The sequence below is a fragment of the Clostridium sp. CAG:265 genome, assembly GCF_000436575.1.
In the GTDB taxonomy this organism is placed as follows: domain Bacteria; phylum Bacillota; class Clostridia; order Clostridiales; family Clostridiaceae; genus Clostridium; species Clostridium lentum.
Map to the genome: position 1 here is coordinate 1 of NZ_FR886604.1, position 22,839 is coordinate 22,839.

General features: G+C 28.5%; 24 protein-coding genes. 3 read left to right on the plus strand and 21 right to left on the minus strand.

Annotated elements, in window-relative coordinates; translation table 11 throughout:
- The first annotated feature begins 333 nt into the window (after positions 1-333).
- Entirely contained in the window at positions 334-1,350 is a 1,017-nt protein-coding gene (gene asnA, locus Q5O29_RS04430) for an aspartate--ammonia ligase (RefSeq protein ID WP_022211794.1), read from the plus strand.
- A 67-nt stretch (positions 1,351-1,417) separates the two neighbouring features.
- Here asnA and rpsU read toward each other — a convergent pair whose 3' ends face one another.
- Complete coding sequence (gene rpsU, locus Q5O29_RS04435; protein ID WP_022168490.1) at positions 1,418-1,594, minus strand: 30S ribosomal protein S21; 177 nt, start codon at positions 1,592-1,594, stop codon at positions 1,418-1,420.
- 431 nt (positions 1,595-2,025) lie between these two features.
- Positions 2,026-3,000 carry a diaminopimelate dehydrogenase gene (locus tag Q5O29_RS04440; RefSeq protein WP_022211795.1) on the minus strand — a complete coding sequence of 325 codons (975 nt, stop codon included), beginning with the start codon at positions 2,998-3,000 and terminating at the stop codon, positions 2,026-2,028.
- A gap of 217 nt (positions 3,001-3,217) precedes the next feature.
- On the opposite strand from Q5O29_RS04440, the gene Q5O29_RS04445 reads away from it, so the two are divergent.
- On the plus strand, positions 3,218-4,285 hold the full coding sequence (locus Q5O29_RS04445) for a PTS transporter subunit IIC (protein ID WP_022211796.1): 1,068 nt from the start codon (positions 3,218-3,220) through the stop codon (positions 4,283-4,285).
- An 82-nt stretch (positions 4,286-4,367) separates the two neighbouring features.
- Here Q5O29_RS04445 and Q5O29_RS04450 read toward each other — a convergent pair whose 3' ends face one another.
- From Q5O29_RS04450 to Q5O29_RS04495, 10 genes are all read right to left on the minus strand, one after another.
- Positions 4,368-4,631, minus strand: a complete 264-nt coding sequence (locus tag Q5O29_RS04450) for a hypothetical protein (protein ID WP_022211797.1) — start codon at positions 4,629-4,631, stop codon at positions 4,368-4,370.
- 163 nt (positions 4,632-4,794) lie between these two features.
- Positions 4,795-5,175 carry a thioesterase family protein gene (locus tag Q5O29_RS04455; protein WP_022211798.1) on the minus strand — a complete coding sequence of 127 codons (381 nt, stop codon included), beginning with the start codon at positions 5,173-5,175 and terminating at the stop codon, positions 4,795-4,797.
- Between the two features lie 277 nt (positions 5,176-5,452).
- Positions 5,453-5,698 carry a hypothetical protein gene (locus Q5O29_RS04460; protein ID WP_022168494.1) on the minus strand — a complete coding sequence of 82 codons (246 nt, stop codon included), beginning with the start codon at positions 5,696-5,698 and terminating at the stop codon, positions 5,453-5,455.
- Positions 5,699-6,190: 492 nt separating this feature from the next.
- Entirely contained in the window at positions 6,191-8,722 is a 2,532-nt protein-coding gene (locus Q5O29_RS04465) for a DEAD/DEAH box helicase (protein WP_022211799.1), read from the minus strand.
- Between the two features lie 46 nt (positions 8,723-8,768).
- A complete protein-coding gene (locus Q5O29_RS04470; protein ID WP_022211800.1) occupies positions 8,769-10,337 on the minus strand; it encodes a Hachiman antiphage defense system protein HamA in 1,569 nt (522 codons plus the stop codon).
- Between the two features lie 14 nt (positions 10,338-10,351).
- The gene (locus Q5O29_RS04475; protein WP_302631751.1) at positions 10,352-11,488 is read right to left on the minus strand and encodes an MBL fold metallo-hydrolase; all 1,137 of its coding nucleotides are present in this window, start codon (positions 11,486-11,488) and stop codon (positions 10,352-10,354) included.
- Positions 11,489-12,053: 565 nt separating this feature from the next.
- Entirely contained in the window at positions 12,054-13,406 is a 1,353-nt protein-coding gene (rlmD, locus tag Q5O29_RS04480) for a 23S rRNA (uracil(1939)-C(5))-methyltransferase RlmD (RefSeq protein WP_022211802.1), read from the minus strand.
- A gap of 37 nt (positions 13,407-13,443) precedes the next feature.
- Positions 13,444-13,779 carry a hypothetical protein gene (locus Q5O29_RS04485; RefSeq protein WP_022211803.1) on the minus strand — a complete coding sequence of 112 codons (336 nt, stop codon included), beginning with the start codon at positions 13,777-13,779 and terminating at the stop codon, positions 13,444-13,446.
- 19 nt (positions 13,780-13,798) lie between these two features.
- A complete protein-coding gene (locus Q5O29_RS04490) occupies positions 13,799-14,467 on the minus strand; it encodes a hypothetical protein (protein ID WP_022211804.1) in 669 nt (222 codons plus the stop codon).
- Positions 14,468-14,592: 125 nt separating this feature from the next.
- Positions 14,593-15,261 carry a ComEA family DNA-binding protein gene (locus Q5O29_RS04495; RefSeq protein ID WP_022211805.1) on the minus strand — a complete coding sequence of 223 codons (669 nt, stop codon included), beginning with the start codon at positions 15,259-15,261 and terminating at the stop codon, positions 14,593-14,595.
- A gap of 147 nt (positions 15,262-15,408) precedes the next feature.
- Between Q5O29_RS04495 and Q5O29_RS04500 the strand changes: the two genes are divergently transcribed.
- Entirely contained in the window at positions 15,409-16,728 is a 1,320-nt protein-coding gene (locus tag Q5O29_RS04500; protein ID WP_022211806.1) for a D-alanyl-D-alanine carboxypeptidase family protein, read from the plus strand.
- Between the two features lie 40 nt (positions 16,729-16,768).
- On the opposite strand, the gene Q5O29_RS04505 is transcribed toward Q5O29_RS04500, so the two are convergent.
- The 9 genes from Q5O29_RS04505 to rplU form a co-directional block, all read right to left on the minus strand.
- Positions 16,769-17,674: an RluA family pseudouridine synthase gene (locus Q5O29_RS04505; RefSeq protein WP_022211807.1), complete on the minus strand. Its 906-nt coding sequence runs from the start codon at positions 17,672-17,674 to the stop codon at positions 16,769-16,771.
- Between the two features lie 24 nt (positions 17,675-17,698).
- Positions 17,699-19,045 (minus strand): LCP family protein, encoded by a 1,347-nt coding sequence (locus Q5O29_RS04510; protein WP_022211808.1) that lies wholly within the window; start codon positions 19,043-19,045, stop codon positions 17,699-17,701.
- Between the two features lie 30 nt (positions 19,046-19,075).
- Positions 19,076-19,648, minus strand: coding sequence for a bis(5'-nucleosyl)-tetraphosphatase (symmetrical) YqeK (gene yqeK, locus Q5O29_RS04515; RefSeq protein ID WP_022211809.1), 573 nt, complete (start codon positions 19,646-19,648; stop codon positions 19,076-19,078).
- Entirely contained in the window at positions 19,648-20,250 is a 603-nt protein-coding gene (gene nadD, locus Q5O29_RS04520; protein ID WP_022211810.1) for a nicotinate-nucleotide adenylyltransferase, read from the minus strand. Before nadD ends, yqeK begins: the two co-directional genes overlap by 1 nt.
- 4 nt (positions 20,251-20,254) lie before the next feature.
- Complete coding sequence (yhbY, locus tag Q5O29_RS04525) at positions 20,255-20,560, minus strand: ribosome assembly RNA-binding protein YhbY (protein WP_022211811.1); 306 nt, start codon at positions 20,558-20,560, stop codon at positions 20,255-20,257.
- Between the two features lie 12 nt (positions 20,561-20,572).
- Positions 20,573-21,859 carry a GTPase ObgE gene (gene obgE, locus Q5O29_RS04530; RefSeq protein ID WP_022211812.1) on the minus strand — a complete coding sequence of 429 codons (1,287 nt, stop codon included), beginning with the start codon at positions 21,857-21,859 and terminating at the stop codon, positions 20,573-20,575.
- 128 nt (positions 21,860-21,987) lie between these two features.
- Positions 21,988-22,287, minus strand: a complete 300-nt coding sequence (rpmA, locus tag Q5O29_RS04535; protein WP_022211813.1) for a 50S ribosomal protein L27 — start codon at positions 22,285-22,287, stop codon at positions 21,988-21,990.
- A 4-nt stretch (positions 22,288-22,291) separates the two neighbouring features.
- Complete coding sequence (locus Q5O29_RS04540) at positions 22,292-22,666, minus strand: ribosomal-processing cysteine protease Prp (protein WP_022211814.1); 375 nt, start codon at positions 22,664-22,666, stop codon at positions 22,292-22,294.
- 9 nt (positions 22,667-22,675) lie between these two features.
- Positions 22,676-22,839, minus strand: a 164-nt coding sequence (rplU, locus tag Q5O29_RS04545) for a 50S ribosomal protein L21 (RefSeq protein ID WP_302631753.1), incomplete at its 5' end; no start/stop codon positions are given.

A 22,839-nucleotide genomic window follows, 5' to 3' on the forward strand; every position in this document is an offset into this window, starting at 1 on the left:
GGGAATCGAACCCCTGTTACCACCGTGAAAGGGTGGTGTCTTAACCGCTTGACCAAGGGGCCAAGTCACATCTGTTGTAGCACCGCTACATTACTCTTAGTATATTACATTATCATTCTACATATGTCAACATATTTTTTTAACTTTTTTATTTTTCCTTTATATCGCTTAATCAACATAAGTTATGTATATTTTTTTATAACATTTTATAGTTTTAAGCCTATTAATAATGATTTTGCAACTTAATAAAAAAATTTCATTGTAGATTTATTTACATTTAATTTTATTTATTGTAATATTAGTAAAAGAATTTAATTAATAAGAGGTTATTATATGAAAAAATCAACAGTATTTATACCTAAGAATTACACTTCTAAACTATCTCTTAAAGAAACTGAAATTGCAATTAAGAAAGTAAAAGACTTTTTTGAAGAAAACTTATCTAAAACATTAAATCTTACAAGAGTTTCAGCACCTCTTTTCCTTGATGCTACTTCTGGGGTAAATGATAACTTAAACGGTATAGAACGTCCCGTTTCTTTTGATATGACAGCTATTGATGGAAGTAATCTTGAAATAGTTCAATCACTTGCTAAATGGAAGAGACTTGCACTTCATAGATACAGATTTAATATAGGTGAAGGTATTTATACCGATATGAATGCTATCAGACGTGATGAAAAGCTAGATAATCTTCATTCAATCTATGTAGATCAATGGGACTGGGAAAAAGTCATCAGTAAAGACGCACGTAATATTGCTACTTTAAAAGATACAGTTAAAAAAATATATTCTATTTTCAAAGCTACAGAAAATTATACAAATTCCTTGTATCCATACTTAAAAAAATCTCTACCAGATGAAATCTCATTTATAACTACTCAAGAACTAGAAGATATGTATCCTAACTTATCTGAAAAAGAACGAGAAGATGCTATCTGCCGCCAAAGAAAAGCTGTATTCTTAATGAGTATAGGTGACACCTTAAAATCAGGTAAAAAACATGATGACAGAAGTCCTGATTATGATGATTGGTCCTTAAATGGAGATATACTATTTTATTACCCACTATTAGATAAAGCTTTTGAATTATCTTCAATGGGCATAAGAGTTGACAAAAAAACTCTTGAATCACAACTTATAAAAGCTCATTGTGAAGAACGAAAGACTCTTCCATTCCACCAATTATTATTAAACGAAAAACTTCCTCAAACCATCGGTGGCGGAATAGGCCAATCAAGAATATGCATGTTCTTTTTACAAAAAGCTCATATAGGAGAAGTTCAAACTTCTGTTTGGGATGAAAACACAATAAAAACATGTAAAGAAAATAATATTGAAATACTATAATATTTTAAATTAAAAGTACAAAAAAATAAAAATCCTTTCAAACGTAATTTGAAAGGATACTTTATTACTACTTGAATTTTCTTTTTCTTGCAGCTTCAGATTTCTTTTTTCTTTTAACACTTGGCTTTTCATAGTGCTCTCTTTTTCTTACTTCAGCAAGCACTCCAGCATTAGCGCATTTTCTTTTAAATCTACTTAAAGCTTGCTCTAATGATTCGTTTTCTCTAACCTTTATTTCTGACACTCTTAATTCCTCCCTTCGTCAGTGAAAATATATAAGTATTTAACACTGTGGGTTTACTTAAATCAATATTAATTATACAGTAACTCCTGAAATACTGTCAATATTGTATTATCATCATAAATCCCAAAGATTATTGTTTTTTTATAAATCACTTACATTTTTTCGTATTTTTTTACTTTTTTCACACTTCATTATTCTTTATACATTTTATTATCGTAATGTCCTGCAATATATTTAAACTAAATATCAATTTTTATTTAATAATAAAACTTTAAGTCATTAAAAGACACCTTCTTTATCTAACTATTTTTTTAACTTACTTTATTATGTTTACCAATTTCAGCTAAATATATTATTATTGGACTAATTATCAGATAAAGATTTTATTAAACAAAAAAAGATTAAGCAAATTCATACTTAATCTTTTTTGATTATAATAATTCTTTTCTAAGATCTTCTGCCTTTTTAGATGATAAGTAACTAATAGGCACATCAAATATAGTATATGCCCCTCTCTTACCTTCCTTATACATTCTAAATATAGCTCTGGCATAAGCCACCAATATTGAACCTGTAAATTCTGGATTACTATCAAGAACTAGTTTAAATTCCATGACAAAATTATTTTCTCCACTATTACCAGAACAAATTACAAAGCCACCATGAGACATTCCTCTATGTTTATTCTTAAATTCTTCTTCAGTAATAAAATTCACTTCCGTTTCATACCCTAAAAAATAATATGGCATATTTTTTATTGAATTTTCTATAAAAGATAAATCTGCGTCTTCTTCAGCAACTACATAGCATAGTCTCTTATGCATTTCTCCATCATTTAAAACTGGTTTTTCACCGTGTCTAACTCTCTCTATTGCCTCTTTTATAGGTATAGTATATTGTATGGCTGTTTTTACTCCCTTAATCCTCCTAATAGCATCCGAATGCCCTTGACTTACTCCACTACCCCAAAATGTATATTCAGTGCTATTAGGAAGTATAGCCTTCCCTAATAATCTATTTAATGAAAATAAACCTGGATCCCATCCTACTGATAAAAGTGCTATTTTTTCATTTTCTTTGCTCACTTCATCAACACCTATAAAATGTTCCTCTATTTTTGCATGAGTATCAAAACTATCTATCACATTAAAATATTTTGCTATTTCTGCACTTTGCTGTGGCAAATCAGTTGCTGAGCCTCCACAAAGAATCATCACATCAATGATACCAATATAGTTTTTAATTTCCGAAATATGTAGAAGCTTTGAATCACTTATGATATTTTTTACATTCCTTCTAGTAAATATAGCTTCTAATTTTAAATCCTCACTGTTCATCAATGCCTTTTCAACAGCTCTTCCTAAATTTCCATATCCAACAATGCCAATATTAATTTTGTTAGTCATAATTTTTAGTTCCCCAAGAGAAAAATTTTTTCATTTAATTTTACTCTTCTAAATTTTCTTTTATACCTTCTTTCTATAAATCTTCTTATATTTATTTATTTAAAATTTGAATTTTGTTACATTTAATGATAAACTACACTTACATTACACATGTATATACATAAGTAAGCATATATAAATTCTTATGTTTTTGTTTTTTGGGAGAGGAGATTGCATTATGAAAAAAATTAAAAACTTTTTAAGCCATATATTCATTGATGGATTAAGTGGCATGGCTTTAGGATTATTTTCAACCTTAATAATTGGTACAATACTTCAACAAATAGGTAATTTTATACCTAATAATATAGGAACTATGATTTACCTTATAGGAAAACTTGCTGCTTCTTGCACTTGTGCTGGTATTGGTGTTGGTATTGCCTATAAATTTAAAGAGAGTCCCCTAGTTACCATATCAGCTGCTGTAGCCAGCATAATTGGAGGTTTTGCTACTAAAATATTATCTGGCCAAATACTTACTGAAACTGGCTCAGTATTACTTGTAGGCCCTGGAGAACCTCTAGGTGCATTTATTGCTGCATTAATTGGAATTGAAATTGGACATGTTATAAGTGGAAAGACAAAAATAGATATAATCATCACTCCACTTATTACTATTCTTAGCGGATCAGCTGCTGGATTACTAATTGGGCCATCAATATCAAAATTTATGACTTGGCTAGGAACTATTATAATGTTTGCTACAGAACAACAACCTTTTATTATGGGTATACTGGTTTCTGTAATAATGGGAATACTTCTTACGCTACCAATAAGCTCTGCTGCCATTGGCGTAATCCTAAATTTAAATGGAATAACAGCTGGTGCTGCCACTATAGGTTGTTGTTGCCAAATGGTTGGCTTTGCTGTGGCCAGCTATCGAGAAAATAAATTGGGTGGTCTTTTAGCTCAAGGAATAGGTACTTCTATGCTTCAGATTCCTAACATAGTAAAAAAGCCTGTAATTTGGCTTCCTGCAATAATATCTAGTGCTATTTTAGGTCCTGTTTCTTCTGTTATATTTAAAATGACAAATAACGCTACAGGATCTGGTATGGGATCAGCTGGATTTGTAGGACAAATCATGACTTATCAAACGATGATTGGTTCAACTTCTAGCAAAACAGTAATATTACAAATAATCTTAATGCATTTTATTCTACCTGCTTTATTAACATTGCTTATTTCTGAGTTTATGAGAAGAAAAGAATGGATAAAACAAGGAGATATGGCCTTAGATATATAGCATTTCAATAAAATACTATATACAAAAAATGAGCTGTACACTAATTGTTTAGTGCAACAGCTCATTTTTTATATAATACCTATTATAAATTCATTAAATATATAAATATCCCTGAAACTACTATTATAATAGCTAAATCAATAATAGCTAATATTTTTTCTTTTTTTACTATTGATATTATAATTGTAATAATTCCTAATATAATATTGATAATAGCTATTAACGTATTGGTAAATAGCCCTCTTAAAAATAAAGATTCTATTAAATATAATCCTGTAACTATAAATAATATAATATGCATTATTTTTATAAATAAACTTTTATCAGAAAATATATTCTTACTCATATTATTCTCTCCTCTTTTGTGTAATATTTAAATTTTAATACTTTTAGAAATATTTTACTATACGTTTTAAATAAATTCAATATATCAACTTTAATAATTCTTCATGCTCTACTTATAATTATACAATATGGAGTTAACTCAAGGTCAAGATTTTTTATGCTTTTTATTTATTATTAGTTTTATTTTGAAAATCTTCATTGTTAATAATGAAACGTTCATGAATTCCTTCACCAATTTTTCCACGCTCATCAAAAGCTTCAACTTTAAACACAAGTCTTCTTCTATCAACCTCTATAAGTTCAGTTTTTGCTATAACTTCCATACCTATTGGCGTACTTGCAATATGTTTGATATTCATTGAAGTACCTACACTACCTTGCCCCTCTTCTAACTCACTTTCAATACTTTTATAGGCTGCCTCTTCCATAAGTGCTACCATAGCCGGCGTTGCATATACATTTAATGTTCCACTTCTTAAAGTCTTTGCAGTATTATTTTCACTTACTTTATCCTTCACTTCTCCAATTATTCCTACTTTAATCATTTTCTTTTCTCCTTCTTTTCTCATATCAAGATTTATATCTCTTTATATTTTTTCTTTAATCAATAATAATATTATAATACTAATAGTTACAAAAAACCATAATAATACCTGCTAAACCTGTAATATCTCCTAGTTTAATTATTCAGTAGTAATACCTTCAACAATTATTTTTTCAATAAAAAAGAGCCACACATTATTTTGTATGACTCTAAAATTACTTTTTTAAATTTATATCTCGCTTCTACTTAAGCAATAGTCTATATACAATAAATTTATTTTATAAATTCATTAAATATGTAAGTATTGCTGAAACTACTATTAAAATAGATAAATCAATAATAGCTAATTTCTTTTCTTTTTTTATAAATGCTATTACCATAGCAATAATTGCTACTATAATGTTAACAAGAGCTATTAATGGATTTGTAAATAATCCTCTTAAAAATATAGATTCTAGTAAATATAATGCTGTAATAACAAATAAAATGATATGCATTATTTTTACAAGCTTACTGTTATTCATAATGTCATCTCTCCGTTGATATAATTGTTTAATTATAAAAATATTTTACTATATAAATAAATGAATCTCAATATTTATTTATAAATTATCAATCATATATCATATCAATTGCTTTTTAATGTGAAAAAAGAGCCATGATTTTTTTGTCATGACTCTTTTCAATGTACAATTTCACTGATTTTGAAATTCTAACTTATGTCTCAGCAGTAGGCACTAATCAATCATTCTTCGTTACACTGGAATTCTTGAAGTGCCCTTGCATGGATAGTTGTAAAAAGCTTACTGCATTTATTTCAAAGGAACACATTTCTCCGTTACACTACGAAATGCGGGCTAAAATTCTAAGTTCGCTCTGCGTTTCTCTTGAATTTACTAAGAATTTTATGCCTTTGTAAGTTATATTTAATATATATGAAATATAAAATATTAGTTGTATTATAAATAATCAAACTTATCAGTAGACTTATTTATTATATCAACTTAAATATTATTTTATATCATAAACTCTAATTGTACTTTAATCCAATATGGTAATGAATTAATATTTTCTTTAATAATATTCATAATTATATCATCACGTTTTTCCTCTTCAATCTTATCCATTCTTACATTAGTAAATAACTCTCTATTTAAGTATATAGCAGTTTCTCTTGGGATTCCTATTTCAATCATTCTTCTAGTGGATATATTATATGCTCCAGTTTGTATACACGTTAAAAATAAGTTATCAGAATCTACTATATCAAATATTGGTTTTAATAATAATGGAATATTAAAAGAAACCACTCTTTCTAGTAAATTAATTGTTTGATCTATATTCTCACTTGCCTGTTCACCTTCATATCTATCACCACAAAGAATATCATTGAGAGCTATTTCCTTCCCCCAATCTATGCAATTGCTACACAACATAGATCTCATTTTTCCTTTACGATACAATTGTGGAACATACTTTTCATACATAAAGTGAGTTTTTTTATTATCTCTTATCCATTTCATTAATTTCTCTAACCTATACTTAGCACCTTTTTTATTAGGCATTATGGGTAGTTTATTAACAAATTCATTTCTATTAATATAAATTTCATTTAATATAAATGGATCCCAATATCTATTTTTATAACAAATATCTTTTGGTATATTCAAATTTTTTAAATTTTTGATGGTATTATCCAGTTCTTCAACTGTTAATTCAATTCCGACCTCTTTTAAATGCTTTTGTGAGTTAATGCCATATCGTAATACTGATTGACGTATGTAAGCAACTAGGTATCCATACTTAATCATAGTGGAATCTATAAAATTCATACTTTGAATAGTATTTGTGATATCATCCCTATGTTCCATAAACTTTTCTCCATATCCACTTGGAAGAGTAGTAGTAACATCTTCAAAAATATCTATTTGATTATATCCTTCAACATTTTCGAAACTACTTTCATCTAATACATAAGTTCTTCCAATAAAATCTTTTAATAATCTACCTGCTCTTCCTCTTAAATTAGCCATTTCATAACTAGATAATTCACCAGAATCTTTTTTCTTTCTTACATATAAGTGTGGGTTTCTAATAATAACATTTTGTGCTGGCATATTCATTCCTTGCATTAAAGTAGTAGTACAAACAACATTATTTATTTCCTTATCCGATATGGCTTTTTCTAGAGTTCTACGCACATTCATAGGCAATTTTCCATGATGATAAGCTACACCTGCTTCTAAAGATTTACACATTGCATAGTTTGTATTAATCGTATCTTCATAATATTTTATTAGTTCCTTTAATTTATTACTAACACAATTTTCTTTTTTATCTTCAGACAAATAGCACGCTATTTCACATGCTTTTTTAGATGTAGGCGCAAAAATAATATTTTGTTCATTATTGCCTATCCTACTTACAAATGTATTTAAATATTTTAAATATTGATCATTATAATCATCTATTCCATAACACTTTATTAATGAATCATCCTCGATTTTCTTTTTATAAGTATCTTCGCTCAATGCACAATATTGACAAAAATAGTAGTCATCATTTACCTTTCTAATGCTATAAGTTAAATTTAATACTGGACTTACTACTGTAGTTAATTCCTTAGTATTTTTTCCAAATATGCTCTCTCCTAACTTATCAATATTTTCAATTCTAGGGCCAGCTATAATAATTTGATTTATATTTTTTTTATATTTAAATTCAATCAATGTATCAAATAATATCTTAGCTCTCAAATCATCATCATTTGTTATCCTCTCTATATTTTGTATTTCATCTGAAATTAAAATAATTTTCTTATCAAATTTTTTCTTCTCATTCGAAAATGCAAACAAAGCTTTCTCTTGAGTAACAACAAATATTGTATTAATGCTATCTAAAGAATTTAAATCAAAGCTATTAGATATTCTGTAGTTTTTAATACCAAGAACCTTCAGCATTTTATTATAGTCTTCCATAACTTGATTTAACAAACTCAGTGTAGGAACTATATACACTATATCTAAATTCTCTTTAATCATTTTAGATATAGATTTTAATAAAATAACAAATGATTTCCCAGCAGATGTAGGAGCTGAAATTCCTATAATTTTATTATCATTCATAGCATCCCAAATACTCTTTTGAAATTCAGTTAATAGAAACGTTTTATCTTTTACAGAAATTTCGTTAACACTTTGCTCAGCAGTTAATGAAAACATGTCAAAAACACTTTTAGGTTTAAAAAACTTACATTCATCTTTATCAAATTCATTATCAATTACTATTGCCGACGTTGAATATCCTATTCTTGATAATATTTTTATTATAAAGTTCTTCAAATCATATTCTTGCTTATTTGTATATTCCCACATTAGCGCAATTACAGTAATAATATATTCCTTAGAAGGCTTTTCTTTCATAGTAGTCATATAATCTAAACATCTAATAGTTTTTAAAATTAATTTATGATCTACTTCAACCTGCTTATTTATAAATTTAGCCTTGCTAGCAATAGTATAATATTCTATCTCTAACCACTCTTTCAATATAGATTTTTCTAACTTATCTATATAAATCCCTCCTCTCTAAGCTTTATAATAATTCTTCATATTGTAATGCTAATTTTTCTATCTCCCATACTGGAAAAATTATGTATGTTATTCTATTTAATATGGGATATTTTCCTACATCAATATAATCATCACTAAACTTACTATATCTTTCTTTAATAATACCATCTATTTGTTTTTTTATTTCATCTTCATCTATAATATCTATTTGTTGATCTTCATTATAAATAGTAATAGATACTAAATGGACTTGTGGCTTTACCATTGTACCATTCAAATAGCTTTCAGCTATATCATTCATATCTTTATCAACAAAGTCTTCATGAATATATAATTCTTTTTCATCTGAATAATTTTTATACGTCTTTAAAATGCTGTCAATTGATTCTTTAAAAGCTTCATTAAAGTTATATTTACTTGTATAGATCTTTGCTTCTCCAAGTATAATTATATTTTTACCATTCTCTTTCTTATAGTGTATTGCATTTTTACATATATGTTCAATAGAAGATACTGCTCTTATTTCTTGTTTTCTCAAGATGGGCACTGCTCTTAAATACCTTTGTATGAAATGTGATAATAATAACTCTCCAATTTGACCTAACGCAGATAACTTTCCATCAATTTCTCTTCTAAACTTCTTATGAATTTTATTATGTATTTGAGAATAAGCCGCTACTTCACTTTTACCATCTTCAACAATCTTGGCTAATATTTCTTTAAACCTATCAGAAGAGTATACCCAATCAATCATTGTATCAATTAATTCATTTAAAAAGTGTCCTCTTAATTCCTCAATATCTTTATATTCTATACTTGCGCCTATATGATTTTTTGAGTTAGGTTTAATATTAAATTCTTGCTGAATAACATGTATAAATCTAAACAATGAATCATTTCTTATTAATCTATTTTTTTCTTTAGTTATTAAAGGCAAGTCCACTTTATAAAGTGATTTAATTTGCACTAAACAATATTTATAAGTAAAAACACCTAATATTCCATCTGTAGACTTTGTGCTAGACACCATTTTTTGCATTCCCACAAAAATATCATTTTCATCTTTTAAAAATACAGGAGCTCCTGACATTCCTCTATTCATTTCTACACTACTTAAATCATTAACACGATCCTTTTCCATATAATTAACCCTATAAAAAGTTTTTTTATCATCAGTAAAATTATATATATTTCCCTCTATAACCCTGGATGCATTATTTTCTTTTTCTCTAGCATATCCTTCTATAGTAACAGTTTTATTTAAAATACATTCTTCATCTTTAGGTAGATATGGATTTTCATAATCTATATCTTTTTTGAACTTTTTTATATAAATTAATGCAAAATCATTATTTTCAGCATCTCCATTTTTATATAAAACATCTGTAACTTCAAATTCAGTATCATAGTAATCTGAAGTTACACTAATGTCATCAATTCCAACCTCCCACATTTCCCATTCATCTTCATTATTTTCTCCAAAAATATGACACACAGTTAAAATCACATCATGTTTCATATCATCTTTTAATGAAATAAGCATTCCTGTACCTATATTGCCTATTACATTAATCTTTACTACTCTATGCATAAATATCTTCCTTTTTAAAACCTTCTTTTATATTCGCAAATACTTTTTATTTCTCCACCCTCTTTAGTTATATCTTCTACTCTTTCTTCATAATTAAAATAAAAACTTGCATTATTAAAATTACTATATACTCTAGCAATCATTTTTTTATCTGGGTGCCCAAAAATTTTTCCACTTGTAGATATCAAAAATTTTTGACACTTTATTAAGTTTAAGAATTCATCTGTCAAATCACATATACTTCCATGATGTGATAACTTAAAATACTCTATTTCTATAGGATTATTCTCACTATATAATATTCCATTTTGATCTTTTAACTGTCTTAATTTTTCACCAACTACACCATATGAGGCATCACCCATTATTAAAATAGACTGTTTTGAAACTTCTTCGTATATAATAAACGCCATACTCGCCATATTATATGTACTTAACTTCTTCACTGTCTTATCATTAATTAATATATTGAATGGAATATTGTAGTCACTTTCACCTTTTGCAGTATTACTCAAAACACTATTTTTCTTTTTACTATTCTTTTGCGATTTATAAACATGAAAAAAATCATTTAATAATTCTTGAGTAGGTGATAGAAAATTACTTATAATACCATTATCATTAATGTCACTTTTTCCATCATTTAAAATCAAATTCATTTCTAATTTTCCTAAATCATATAAGTTTTGTTGTAAATTCCTTGCCTGAATAGCCCCTGTATTAGAATTATCTGTGATACACTTTTTATTTTTCCCCTTATCACTTTTATTAAATCCTGTAGATACTTTTGTTCTTTTTATTACTTTAGGCTTTATAGTTTTTGTTAAATCCTTTTCATCCCATTCATTTATTGCTTTTCCGATTGCATATGGTGAATTATATATAACCCTATTAACTTTAGTTACTATTTTTTCATTCTTTAATATATCATTCATACCAGAAATATGATCATCATCAGAATGCGTTATAATTACTAAATCTAGTTTTTTATCACCAACTAAGTAGCTTTCTAATATGCTTTTTAAACCCTCTCTATAGCTCTTTGATGTTCCACCATCTACAAGTATTGTATATGTATTTTTGTTGTCTTTTGTTTTTAATTCTATTAACATACAATCTCCATAATCAGCTGGCAACATTTCTATATCCATTCCAACACTTCCTTCATTTTCAACTATTGTAATAAAAATAACATTTTTTATATATTTAATCAACTACTTAACATTATTACTTTTTTATCAAACTATATCTTAATTAATATAGTTTTCCTTATTAATTTTCTTAAATATATACCATTTCACTATATTTATAGTTCTAAGTACCATATCTTCAGTAGTCATTTACCAAGCACCCTTCGTTACACTCGAATCCTTTGGAGTACACTTGCATGAACGGTAGTAAAAAGCTTACTTCGTAAGCTTAAAGTTATACTTATTTCATAATAACTTTTATAAGCAAAAAAGAGACACACATTCTTTTGCGTGACTCTTAAAAATATCATTTACTAATTTTGAAGTTCTAACTAATGTCTCAGCAATAGGCTGTTTCCAATCAACTATCGTTTCTTGGACAGTCCTTGCATGAACAATAGTAGAAAATTGACTTCATCCTATACAGTCTTTGTCAATTTAACTACTGTTTCAGCAGTAGGTTACTTCCAATCAATTTCGCTTCGCTCATTTCTTGGGTAACCCTTGCATGGACTGTTGTAACAGCTTACTTCATAAGCTTAACAACAGTCTCAGCATGAGGTGTGTTAGGGAACATGTCCTTAACTGTACTCTTTTCTACTTTGTAACCTGCTGCAAGTAGAGTTTCTAAGTTATCTACCATTGTTTTTGGATTACATGAAACATAGATTATTTCTTTTGCATTAAATTTAATTACGTAATCTAAGGCTTTTGGAGATACACCACTTCTTGGTGGATCTAAAATTATTATGTCTGGTTTAACTTTGACTTGCTTAATTGTTTCTGCAACATCACCAGCAATAAATTCACAGTTATCTAAACCATTTAGCTTAGCATTTTCTTTTGCTGCTTCAACAGCTTCTTCAATAAGTTCAAGCCCAATAACCTTTTTAGCATTATGTGCTGCTATTTGCCCGATAGTTCCTGTTCCACAGTAAAGGTCAAACACAACTTTATTGTCCCCATTCCCCATGAAATCCCTTACTATACTATAAAGAGATTCTGCTCCTCTAGAGTTAGTTTGAAAGAATGAAAATGGTGATATCTTAAATTTAAGATCTAGTAATTCTTCTATTATATAATCTCTACCATATAGTATATTAACTTTTTCAGGTACTACTGCATCTGAGAATGAATTATTTTCAGTGTGTAATACTGATACTAATTTTCCTTTATAAGTTTGTGATTTTAAAAGTTCTGTATATCCACTTAAGTCAAAATCTATTTGGGTAGTTGTTACTAAATTCACCATAAGTTCTCCAGTGTTAGACGCTTTTCTAACTACAAGGTGTCTTAAGTATCCTTCTCTCTTCATTACTCTATAATAAGGAAGATTTTGCTTTCTAAAATACTCTACTGTAACAGTAAGAACTTTTCTAAAGTCTTCATCAACTATCATACAGTTATCAACTGTTAGCACACCAAAAGATTTACCTTTCATATGCATACCTAAAGTAAGTTCCCCACCTTTTTCTAAATCACCAAAAGTGAATTCCATCTTATTTCTATATTCCCAAGTATTTTCGCTACCTTTAACTCCAAGATACATTCCCATTGGGATATCTTTATCTTCAAATAGCTCACATACTTCATCACTCAATAACTCTAATTGTTTTTCATAAGTTAAGTTTTGAGAGCTACACCCTCCACAAACACCAAAATGAGGACATGGTGCCTCTATTTCATATGGTGCTTTTTCTAAAACTTCTACAAGTTTAACATCTGCATATGTATCTCTTTTTTTCTTTACAGTTCCTTTTACAGTTTGACCTGGGAAAGCCCCTTTAATATATAATTTTTTACCTTCAAATTCACTTATCCCAACAGAAGGAAATTCTGTCTTTTCAATTTTTATTGTAACTTGGCTTCCTCTTTTCATAGTCCACTCCTATTTATATTTATTCATCATAAGCATATTATCTTAATACAAATTTTCTTCCTAATGTTTTACCGCCTAAAAATTCTTGTACTAAAGGATAATATAACACATTACTTACAATAAACACAATAAGGAACATTTCCTCTCTCATAACTATTTTATAACCTGCAACCTTAAATATTAACGAAATTGCTAAATATAATATTAACGCAATAACCACTGCCACTATTTGGTCTACAATACCACTTAAAATATTTTTAATAAACCTAATTACTTTTCCATCTTCTTTTAAAACAGTATCTACTACTATTTCTTCTGATATCCCTTCTTCAATATTTTCCTCTAAATTTTCAAATTCATCTTTATTATTCATTTATTATCTCCTCCATTTTTTATTTAAAGTTATACTCTTTACTTTCTAATGTATAAATTAAATAATCATCTGTTATAGTTATTGTTTCTGATAATCCATCAAGTTTATTTTCAATTTTATTTACTCCTGAACTATTAGTGATTATATCATATATTTCTTTATTTAATTCAGTATAATCCCTATTCTCTTCCCCTGTAAAGGCTTCTGAGAAAGCTTTTATAGCTGTATTTTCAAATTTGAATTCTCCTTCTTCTTTTATTGCTTTATTATCAAGGTTAAATCCAATTTTTAATACCAGCTTACCAGAAGATAAATCATTTCCATATTGAACTAATTCATATGTCATACTTTCTATTCTGTTGCTTTCTGGTTCTGGTATTTCTAAATATAGACCATTTCTATTTACAGTTGTTCCATTTTCATCTTTAACTTCTTCATGTAAACTATATTCATCTTGTACTTCTAGTATAGTACATATATCTTCTATTCTGTGTAATATTTCTTCATGTAAATTTTGAACTTCATTTCTAGAGTAATCAGTTGCCCATGTACCTTCAGCTTGTATATTTTCTATAACTCTAGCTTTATTATCCTCTAATGAAATACTAATATTATCTTTATTAGTACATGATACCATAGTCATCATTAATAATCCGCTTAAAATAATTGAAATTCTCTTTTTATTCATAAATTACCTCTTCTTCCATCGATAAAAGTTTTTATGATTTCTTAAATCCAATATATTATAACATTTCAAAAAGTTATTTTAAAGTTTTAGCACTAATCTTTAAATAAAATTCATATGTCAAATACTTATAAAGTTATTTGCTCTTTTATCTTTTCAAAAGTCTTATCACCTATTCCATCAACATTTTTTAATTCCTCTAAAGATTTGAAACCTCCATTAGCTTCTCTATAATCAATTATGCTTTGTGCTTTTATATTACCAATTCCTGTTATCTCCTTAAGTTGTTCTAAATCTGCTGTATTTATATTTATTAATGTGCTAACTTTATCGCTATTATTACCGTTACTACTATATGTACTATTATTTTGAACTACACTACTTTCTGTCTCATCATTAATATTACCAATAATAATAAGTTCATGATTTAGAAGTTCCTCTGCTCTGTTAATTCTGCTCAAATCTGCTTCCTCTGTAACTCCACCTGCCATATCAATTAAATCCTTAATAATACTTCCTTCTTCTAACTGATAAACATCTGGCTTTGCAACTTCTCCTTTTATTTCAACAATTATTTTATTTCTGTCTATACTATCTTCATTGATAATAGTGGTATCTTCTTCTAATGTTTCGGTATATTCCATGTTATCATTACTTTCTTCCTCAAATATTTCCGTCATATATTCTTCCTTGAAAGCATTACTACTTTTTTGTTTATATAAAAATATTGAAACAATAAAAATAATAATGGTTATTATAACTAACCCTATAATCTTTTTATTTTTTAAGTCAATCATTTTCTCCCACCTTTTTCATAATATATAATTATTAACATATATATTAAATTTAATCTGAATTTTCGGTAATTTTCATACATATAAATAGAATTTATATATAATTTTTGCTAAAATGAAAAAGAATAAAAACATACATGGGAGATACTTATGGGGAACTATACAAAAAAAATAATTACTTCACTTTTTATTTTTGTTATTTTAATTTTGAATATATGCATGATAAATGCTAATGCTTATGTTAGTGAAGTACCTAAATTAAATGCACAGGGTGTGTGCTTAATAGATGGATATACTGGAGATATTCTCTATGAAAAAAATTCAGATGTTCAATTTGAACCAGCATCTACAACAAAAGTAATGACAGCAATAATTACTTTAGAAAACTGCTCACTTAATGAACAAGTTACCATTGGAGAAAATCCTCCTTATGCCGATGGAAGTTCTATGGGACTTCAAGAAGGTGAAGTTTACACTATAGAGGAATTACTTATTGGACTTTTATTACCATCAGCTAATGATGCTGCTGAAGCACTTGCTGAACATGTAGGAGGTTCAATAGAAAATTTTGCTCAAATGATGACAAGAAAAGCCCATGAAATTGGTGCTGTAAATACTACATTTAAAAATCCAAGTGGTTTACATGAAGAAGGACATCTTACTACTGCTCACGACTTAGCTTTAATATTACAATATGCAGCTGAATATAATGATTTTGTTAGAATATCACAAATTGATGAATATTATTACAAAAATCACCCTTATACAGATGGTAGTGAACGTTGGGCAATAAATGGTAATAATTGTTCACCTTACTCAAGTTATGCAAAATATAACTATCCTGAATATGTTTATGATTATATATTTACAGGGAAAACTGGCTGGACTGATGAAGCAAATCATACTTATGTGGCAGCTGCAAAAAAGAATTCTCAATATTTAATTGCTGCTTTTTTAAATGCAAATAATAAGGCTGAACATTATGAAAGCGTTGGTCCTCTATTTGAGTGGGGCTTTGAAAACTTTATTACAAAAAAAATAGTGTCTATAGGCGACATTTTAGATAATTATGTAATTAATGATGATGTTACTATTCCATTAACAAGTGACAGAGATATATATTATACTTTCTTATCAACTGATAATCTATATCCTTCTATAACTGTTAATTACGCCAAGAAAGATTATTCTACTCAAACTATTAGTGAAGGAGACATATTATTTGAAAATGCTTCACTTTTAGTAAATGGAAGTACCTATACCAATGTTAACTTGATAAGTGCAGGGTCAAGAACTTACACTACTTCTGTCAAGGCAGAAGAAACAGTAAACAGTATATCTTCAAACAAATTCTTTATTCCTAGCATAGTTTCTATATTTATTATTTTAATAATAATTTATTTCAATATAAAAAGAAAAATTCGTTACAATAAACGCAGAAGAAGAATAAGGAGAAAACATAGATTTTAATATTTCCAAGCAAAATAAATGAGTCCAAAATTGGACTCGTTTATTTTGCTTTTTTTAAGCTTACTATTAATTTTTCTATATCTGCTGGAAGGTTTGCTGTTAATGCTAATTCCTCTTTTGTTCTTGGAGATTGAAATTTTAATTTATAGGCATGTAAAGCCTGCCTACAAATTAAAGCACTATCATCTGTATCACCATATAAAGTATCCCCATAAATTGGATGACCCATTGCTTTCATATGAACTCTAATCTGATGTGTTCTACCAGTTTCTAATAGACATTCAACAAGTTCAGCATCTTTATAGCTTTCTATTACTCTATAATGAGTTACACTTCTTTGACCTCTTTTATCTACGACTCTCGCCATAACTCCTTCGATTTCTGGTCTATATATAGGAAGGTCTATTGTTCCTTCCTTTTCTGTAAAATTGCCATGAACTAAAGCTAGATATCGTTTTTCTACATTATTGTTTTGCATTTGATTAGATAGCTCGCTATGAGCATACTGGTTCTTTGCCACTATTATAAGACCTGATGTATCCATATCCAATCTGCTTACTAGCCTTACTATACAATCTTGCTTACTTTCTTTAAAGTAATATAATAACCCATTGGCAAGGGTTCCACTTTGATACCTTTTAGTTGGATGTACCACCATATTAGGTGCTTTATTTATAACTATGATATCTTTATCTTCATATACTATATCAAGATTTATCTTTTCTGGAGCGATATTTTGACTTTCCTTTTTGGCTAAATTTATTACAATTTCATCATTTTCTTTTAACATATAGTTCATCTTAACAGGAGTATTATTTACTAATATCCTCTTGTCAATTGATGCACCTTTTATGAGCCTTGATGATAATCCCATCTTTTCCTTTAAGAATTCCCTTATCTTTCTTCCTTCAAATCTCTTATCTACTTTTTCTTCTAAAGTGCTCATTAAACTCCTCCATCATAATATAAATTAATTATAGTCTTCACCTAAAATTATAACTGCATCATATTCAGGATAATTACTTATATCCTTACTTGTTTTACCTATGCCTGTATCACTTTTTAATATATCTCTAAGTTTACTGTCTTTACACATTATAATAGATTTATCCGTTGACTCTGCATTATCTATAGTAACATTTACATATCCTATTTTCTGAAGGTCGCTTCTAAAATTCCCTGCTAATCCATTAGTATTAGTTCCATTTAAAACTAAAATGTTATATCCAGTTCTATCCACAGAAGATACAGATGCACCTGACTTAAGGGCGTCTAATATATCTGTATTATAACTTTTTTCAACAACTAAAAATGATTGTCCATATATTTTTTCATCATACCCTTGTAATGTATGCATACTTATTCCTGAATTCTTTACAATCTTTAAAGCATAATTAATTATCTGACTACCACTCATATTCGTTACTACATTAGATTTTACAGCATTCATAATATCTGGCAAATCTAGTAAAATTAAAGGATTCATCATCTTCTTAAATACAGCTTGCATGAATCTTTGTTGATTTGATATTCTTCCTAAATCTCCATCAACAAATCCACTACCATCATTATTCTTTCTCCATCTGATAAATTCTTCAGATTTTTCACCATCTAAAAGAACTGTCTCACCTTCTTTAAAATGAATATGAAGATTTTGTGCATCATCATCATAATCCATATTTCTATCTATATACATCTCTATTCCACCAATGGCGTCTATTATGCTCCTAAATGCCTTATAATCTATTTCAACAATGTAGTTCACATCTATTTCTAATAATTTTTTCACCTGCATCACAAGTTCATCTTCGCCGCCTAAAGCATAAGCAGCATTTATTTTCCAATAAGGAATGTAATTCCCTTCAGAATCATAGGCATCTTCTACTTCTATAAGTGTATCCCTTGGTATTGACACAATATTAACAACATCAGTAATAGGATTATAATTAAATACCATCATTGTATCTGTTCTTCTAAGTCCAGTATTGCCTTCTTGATCAATATCTCCTATATCCATACCTACCACTAATATGTTTAATGATTCATTTTTAGCTGGTGCTTTTCCACCTCCAAGATTATCTGTCTTTAGCCCAAAAATAAATGATAAAGCATATATTACGGTAAATGCTATCAGTAAAAAAATTAATATTACAAAAGAAGCTACTGCTCTTTTTCTTTGAGCTTTTTTCTTTGCTTTTCTTCTAGCTTCTTTCCTTTTTTCCATTTGTACTCTTTCAACCTTACTAATCACCGAAGCATTAAGTCTCTTTTTCTTCGCGACATTATCACTTTTTTTATCATCTTTATGTGTAGCCATACCAATTACCTCACAAATAATTTTATATATCTATTTATAATTATTATACAATAAATAATTTCTTGCTTTCACTGTATTAACATCAATTAAACAGCCCTTTTCAAGTAAATATTTTATTGTATAAGTTAAAGCATTTAGCATAGCTTTATCTAAATCATCTTTGCTATCATTTCTTAATTCTTCTACCATTGAAAAATCTCTTGATGGTTCAATCATATCCGCTAAATATATTATTTTATCAAGCTTTGACATATTTTCTTTTCCAGTAGTGTGCCACCTTATGGCACTTAATATTTCTTCATCTACTATTCCAAAGCGTTCTCTAGCTACTATTGGCCCTACAATAGAATGCCATAACTCTCTAGTATTTTTTTCATCTACACTTAATGTAATATTATTTGCCTCTATAATTTTTAATAATTGCTCCGAAGATAAATTTTTTGCTATATCATGGGCTAAAGCTGCTATTTCAGCCTTTTTAATATCTACTCCGTATCTTTTAGCTAAATCTTTTGCTGTTTCAACTACACCTAAAGTATGTAGATATCTTCCCTTTACCAGATTTTCTTCCAAATACTCTTTCATGAATTCAATATTTTTCATTAATTAGTCCCCCTATAAAGATTATTATAACTTATATATTCCAAAACTTTATTAGGAAGGAAGAAGTCTACCCTCTTTTCTTCCTTGATTCTTTTTCTTATTATAGTTGAAGAAATATCTATAGACATAATATCAAGCAGTACTATTTCTGCTTGATATTTATTTTCTAGATATTCCTTTTGACTTTTTAATGTTTCTCTATTAAATTCCCCTCTATTAAATACTACAAAGGTACAATTATTTAATACTTCTTTAGTATTTTTCCACTTTTCAATATCCATTAAAGAATCAGCTCCAGCTATAAAATATAGCTTAAGATTTTCTTCTTTAAGTACATTCAAAGTTTCATAAGTATAACTATATCCGTTTTTCTCTATTTCATAAGAATTAATTTCAAATCCTTCATAACCTTCTATAGCTCTTCTTACCATCTCATATCTAAATTTTGCATCAATTATTGTATCCTTTTTATGAGGTGGATTTCCAGCTGGCATAAATATAACTTTATCTAAATTCAATTGCTCTTTTGCTTCATAAGCAATATATAAATGTGCTAAATGAATAGGATTAAAAGTTCCTCCCATTATACCATACTTCTTCATAGTCTTACTTCTTTCTTGCTACAGGTAATTCTATTGTTGGCTTTTTCTTTGATTGCTTAAATAATACTATCTTACTTCCAATAGCTTGAATTCCTTCGCATCCTATTGCTTCACAGATTTCATTTGATGCTTCTCTTGCATCTAATCCACTGTTTTCTAAAACCTTTATCTTTATTAACTCTCTTTTTTCTAATGCATCTTCAATTTGCTTTAAGAAAGCTTCTTCTATTCCGCCTTTTCCAATTTGGAATATTGGTTGCATAGTATTCGCTAACCCTCTTAAATATGCTCTTTGTTTACTCGTTATCATATTTTAATCCTCCTATAAAATATACTCAAATTCAAAGTCATTTAAGCTAACCATATCTCCGTCTTTAATTCCCATTTCTCTTAATTCGTTGAATACACCTTTATTATTAAGAACTTTATGGAAGTATCTTAACGAATCTGCATCATGAATATTAACTGAAGCTAATAATCTATCTACAAATGAGCCTGAAACATAATATGTATCGTACTCTTCACCATGTTCAACATTAATTTCATATGTGAATTTCTTTTCTTCTGGTATATATCTTTCTTCATCAGTAATTTCTAAATCTGCAAATGGAATTTCTGTAAGCATTCTTCCAGCTTCTTTTATTACTTCTTCTACACCTAACTTAGTAGCTGCAGACATCTTATAAACCTTATCAAATCCTAATTCATTAACTTTTTTCTTAAAGTTCTCAAATATTGATTCATCATATAACATATCAGTCTTATTAGCTACTACTATTTGTGGTCTATCCCAAAGCTTAACTGAATACTTCTTAAGCTCTTCATTAATTTTTACGAAATCTTCAAAAGCATCTCTTCCTTCAACTCCTGAAATATCAACAACATGTATAAGAAGTCTAGTTCTTTCTATATGTCTTAAAAACGCTAATCCTAAACCAACACCTTCGGCAGCCCCTTCAATTATACCTGGAATATCAGCCATAACAAAAGCATTCATTCCTTCAGCTTTAACAACACCTAAATTTGGCTTTAATGTTGTAAAGTGATAGTTAGCTATCTTTGGCTTAGCAGCTGTTACTGTTGATAATAACGTTGATTTACCTACATTAGGGAATCCAACTAAACCAACGTCAGCTAATAATTTTAATTCTAATATTAAATTAAACTCTTCACCTGGCATTCCTGGTTCAGCAAAGTGTGGTGCCTGTCTTGTAGGTGTACAGAATTTGCAATTTCCTTTACCACCTTTACCACCTCTAGCTAAAACAAATTCATCATCTTTATGTGATAAATCTACAATGATTTTGTTTGATTCAGCTTCTCTTATTATTGTTCCCATTGGTACTTTAATAACAAGATCCTCTCCGTCTTTTCCGTAACATTTTGAGCCTTGACCGTTTCCACCATCAGCTGCTACGAATTTCTTTTTATATTTAAAGTCTAAAAGTGTAGTTAACCCTGTATCTACTATAAACTTTACACTTCCACCTTTTCCACCATCTCCACCATCTGGACCTCCAAGTGGAACATACTTTTCTCTTCTAAAAGTTACAGCACCATTTCCACCATTTCCAGACTTAACGTATATCTTGGCTCTATCTATAAACATCTCTTTTCCTCCAATCGTTATTATTTTCAGAAATAACAAAACTTTTTATTTATTATTTCCACAACAAGCTATTTAAATTATTCTGTATAGTAATAAAAGCACCCATATGGGTGCTTTTATTATAAAAATTATTCTGCTATTTCTTCAACTTGTACTGGGTACACAGAAACTTTTTTCTTGTCTCTTCCCATTCTTTCGAATTTAACAATTCCGTCTACTGTAGCAAATAGAGTATCATCTCCACCTCTTCCTACGTTAACACCTGGGTGGATTTTAGTTCCTCTTTGTCTATAAAGGATGTTTCCAGCTAAAACGAATTCTCCGTCTGCAGCTTTAGCACCTAATCTTTTAGATTCAGAATCTCTACCGTTCTTTGAGCTACCTACCCCTTTTTTGTGGGCAAATAATTGAAGGTTAATCATTAACATATATTTACACCTCCTCGTACATAAATTTTATATATTTATTCCGTTTATTTTTCCCTAAACTTGCATCAAGAGACATAATTACACTTTCAATACTTTTTTCAAATGTTAAAAGTAAAGTTTGTCCTTGCATTATCATTTCTTCATTAAGAGTAGATAAATCTAATGATAAAAAACCATCATTTATCTCATACTTTACAGGAAGTTTAAGCACTTCTACCATACCAATTAAGATACCTTGAGATAATACTGAAACAGAGTTGCATATCATATCGTACGCATCACCAATGGTGTTTTCCATTTCTTTTCTTGATAAAGCATGGCCTTCAATCTTAAATCCGATTGATAAACTATTGCGTTTAAAACTAACAACCTTAATCATAACTTAAAATTAAGCTTCGATTTTTTCGATAACTAACTTAGTGTATGGTTGTCTGTGTCCAGTTTTCTTTCTGTAATCCTTCTTTGGTTTATACTTGAAAACTGTTATTTTCTTAGCTTTACCTTGAGCTGCAACTTTTGCTACAACCTTAGCTCCTTCAACAACTGGAGTTC